Annotated in this window: 5 protein-coding genes and 1 pseudogene; 5 read left to right on the top strand and 1 reads right to left on the bottom strand. The window is 59.8% G+C overall.

What is annotated here, in order from left to right; all coding sequences use genetic code 11:
• A pseudogene (locus BG35_RS13160) lies at positions 1–392 on the top strand (molecular chaperone DnaJ); the annotation flags it as partial.
• Here BG35_RS13160 and BG35_RS0108280 read toward each other — a convergent pair.
• Positions 387–653 (bottom strand): NAD(P)H-quinone oxidoreductase subunit O, encoded by a 267-nt coding sequence (locus BG35_RS0108280; RefSeq protein ID WP_025782457.1) that lies wholly within the window; start codon positions 651–653, stop codon positions 387–389. The pseudogene BG35_RS13160 and the gene BG35_RS0108280 sit on opposite strands and share 6 nt — an antisense overlap.
• 120 nt (positions 654–773) lie before the next feature.
• Here BG35_RS0108280 and BG35_RS0108275 point away from each other — a divergent pair, with 120 nt between their 5' ends.
• The 4 genes from BG35_RS0108275 to BG35_RS0108260 form a co-directional block, all read left to right on the top strand.
• Positions 774–1,268: an NAD-dependent epimerase/dehydratase family protein gene (locus BG35_RS0108275; protein WP_025782456.1), complete on the top strand. Its 495-nt coding sequence runs from the start codon at positions 774–776 to the stop codon at positions 1,266–1,268.
• 260 nt (positions 1,269–1,528) lie between these two features.
• Positions 1,529–1,783 carry a type II toxin-antitoxin system PrlF family antitoxin gene (locus BG35_RS13155; protein WP_161632577.1) on the top strand — a complete coding sequence of 85 codons (255 nt, stop codon included), beginning with the start codon at positions 1,529–1,531 and terminating at the stop codon, positions 1,781–1,783.
• Between the two features lie 29 nt (positions 1,784–1,812).
• A complete protein-coding gene (locus tag BG35_RS0108265) occupies positions 1,813–2,265 on the top strand; it encodes a type II toxin-antitoxin system YhaV family toxin (RefSeq protein ID WP_201768424.1) in 453 nt (150 codons plus the stop codon).
• Between the two features lie 319 nt (positions 2,266–2,584).
• Positions 2,585–3,011, top strand: a 427-nt coding sequence (locus BG35_RS0108260) for an NAD-dependent epimerase/dehydratase family protein (RefSeq protein WP_025782453.1), incomplete at its 3' end; no start/stop codon positions are given.

The following is a 3,011-nucleotide window of genomic DNA, read 5'->3' as shown; positions in this document are numbered from 1 at the left end:
AAGCGTATCAATGGCTCCGTGTGGTGTTTGACCCTGCCAATCGCCAGCTTTCTAGAATTATTACCCCGTTTCCTGGGCAATTGCGCGCCCTTTCCGCCAATCTTTATGATGATGAGAGAATGATTGTTTTCTGTCGCTATATTTCAGACAGTCAACGGCGGATTGACCTTGTTCAAGTCCTTTACCAAAGTTGTTATGCACCACCTGTTCTTACAGATCTCTCCACCGATCTCTACCGATGTTTTCGCCATATCCAGGAAGGATTATCCCAGCTTGATTTCTATACCATGGGTTATGTGGATGACTATCTGCGGGATGGCCGTGAGGTGATGCATCTGGCCCGACAGTTGCGCCATGACCTTCAGCAAAGGCGGCGCCACCTTCACTTATAGGGAATTGCCTGGACGCAATACATCTGCGGGGAGCCACACATCGGGGACCGGCAACCGCCAACGGATCAAGGCCGCATCCTCCTTCACTTGCAGCACTTCGCCCGGGCCAAGGAAGATGTAGTCCGGCGGTTCAGGATCACTGGCGGCGCGGCTGGAATCCGCCATGTAGGCATGACGATCCACCTTCACCAGGCTGCCTTTCTTCAGCTTCAGGGGAGACCGGGCTTTGCTTGCCGGAGAAGGAGAGTCTGTCGGCGCCATGGGGTGATCGGAGCAATTCCGCCATATTGTCAGTTCATTCTACCTCCCCTTGGCCCCTGGGGGCCGGTTGGCCACCGACTCCTTCTAGAGTTCAGGAAGAACCCCGCTCTCCTGCTGACAATGCGACTGTTCACCACCGGCTGTACAGGGTTCATCGGCCATGCCCTGGTCCCGGCTCTGGAAGCTGCCGGCCATGAGCTTATCCTTGCCACCAGGCATCCGGATCGGGCGCGTCGCCTCTCGCCCACAGCCCAGGTGGTGGAGGCTGATACCCGCCAGCCCGGTCCAGGGCAAGCCCACGTGGCCACGGCCAAGGGGGTGATCAACCTGGCGGGGGAGCCCATTGCCGAGCAACGCTGGACCGATGAGCACAAAACCCTGATCCAGCAAAGCCGGGTTGCCACCACCCGGAACCTGGTGGAGGCCGTTACCGCAGCCGATTCCGGCCCCCAGGTGCTTGTCAGTGGAAGCGCTGTGGGCTACTACGGCGCCAGCAAGACCGGTGAGTATTCCGAAGTCAGCCCCGGCGGCGCGGATTTTCTGGCCCGTGTGTGCCAGGAGTGGGAAGCGGCCACCCGTCCCTGCCAGTCCAGCAGCACACTGACCACGGACTGATCCCAACCTCAGGCCCCATTGTTGCGCCTTGGTCATCGCCGCCTCTCCCATGCCTGCTGCTAGGCTCAGGGCTCACCTGGGCTTGTGTGATGGCAAACCAACGAGCCGGGGAAGGCGTCCCCCATGTCCCCAGCAAGGGAGGAGCACAGCCTCGCGCACGCAACAACGATGGGCGCTGGCGCAAAAAGCACTTCTATGGTTGGCAGGGCTTAAGAGCGCCACGAAAAATCAACGCTTCCCCGTCCGAACTTGAGGCGCCCTTGGCTGAGTCAAGGCAAGTGTTTCAGGATGCTCCCGGACAACAGGTTCAGGCCATGCAACAGGGGGAGGACCCGGCCCTGGCGCCCTTCCTGCAGATGCTGGATGACCATGTCTCTGCACACCCCGAGCGGCTACAGCCCATGACCACGGATCTGGCGGCTCACCTGGAGGACCTGGTGGGGGCTGTTGATGTGGACCTGAACGCTCCCCTTGAGACCGATGGGGAAGAAGATGAAGACCGCGCAAGCCTGTGAGCCACCCCCTGATGATCAATGGGTGGAGCATGTACGCCCATCCCTTGTTTCTTGGCCAGCAGGATGATTTGATCAGGGAGGTGGAGCGCCTTCGGGCAAGATCTCGCCAACAAGGGGATCCCGATGGCTATCGCAAGAAAAGCGCCAGCAAGCGCTTGGCGGCCATCAACAAGCTCATACGAGAGGTGATCCCAAGGGATCCCGGCCATGCCGACTTCCGGCAGGGTTTAACGCTGGGGCCAGAGCACAGGCATTGGCGACGCGCCAAGTTTTTTCAGCAGTACAGGCTGTTCTTCCGCTTCCACCAGGACAGCAGAGTGATCGTCCTGGCCTGGGTCAATGACGAGACCACCAAGCGGACCTATGGCGCAAAATCCGATGCCTATCGCGTCTTTCAGGACATGTTGAGATATGGATATCCTCCCAATGACTGGGATAACCTTGTTGCTGAGGCAAGGGGCTTTGAAACTCGTTGGCCATGAGACTATCCTTGTGTGACAGGAACGTATAGATGTGTTAAAGTGAAAAGAGAGTTTCATTAGTTTGCTATCATTGCTGACCGACCAGCCGGGAAAGGCATCCCGCATGTCCCCAGCAAGGGAGGAGCACAGCCTCGCGCACGCAACAAGGATGGGCGCTGGCGCAAAAAGCGCTCCGATGCAGGACAGTCCAGGAAACCTGCCTCTGAAGGCTCCAACTCCTGAAAGTCTCTTTACCTCCCCACCTCCCCTTGGCCCCTGGGGGCCGGTTGGCCGCCGACTCCTTCTAGAGTTCAGGAAGAACCCCGCTCTCCTGCTGACAATGCGACTGTTCACCACCGGTTGTACAGGGTTCATCGGCCATGCCCTGGTCCCGGCTCTGGAAGCTGCCGGCCATGAGCTTATCCTTGCCACCAGGTATCCGGATCGGGCGCGTCGCCTCTCGCCCACAGCCCAGGTGGTGGAGGCTGATACCCGCCAGCCCGGTCCATGGCAAGCCCATGTGGCCACGGCCGAGGGGGTGATCAACCTGGCGGGGGAGCCCATTGCCGAGCAACGCTGGACCGATGAGCACAAAACCCTGATCCAGCAAAGCCGGGTTGCCACCACCCGGAACCTGGTGGAGGCTGTTACCGCAGCCGATTCCGGCCCCCAGGTGCTTGTCAGTGGAAGCGCTGTGGGCTACTACGGCGCCAGCAAGACCGGTGAGTATTCCGAAGTCAGCCCCGGCGGCGCGGATTTTCTGGCCC

Origin of the sequence: Candidatus Synechococcus spongiarum SH4, assembly GCF_000586015.1 — a bacterium.
GTDB lineage: Bacteria > Cyanobacteriota > Cyanobacteriia > PCC-6307 > Cyanobiaceae > Synechococcus_B > Synechococcus_B spongiarum_F.
Note: the sequence above shows the minus strand (reverse complement) of the source record. Positions and strands in the feature narration are given on the sequence as shown.

Coding starts and splice junctions, on each gene's coding strand:
- BG35_RS0108265 (WP_201768424.1), top strand. CDS start 1,813: ATGTACGCCCATCCCTTGTTTCTTGGCCAGCAGGATGATTTGATCAGG.
- BG35_RS0108280 (WP_025782457.1), bottom strand. CDS start 653: ATGGCGCCGACAGACTCTCCTTCTCCGGCAAGCAAAGCCCGGTCTCCC.
- BG35_RS0108275 (WP_025782456.1), top strand. CDS start 774: ATGCGACTGTTCACCACCGGCTGTACAGGGTTCATCGGCCATGCCCTG.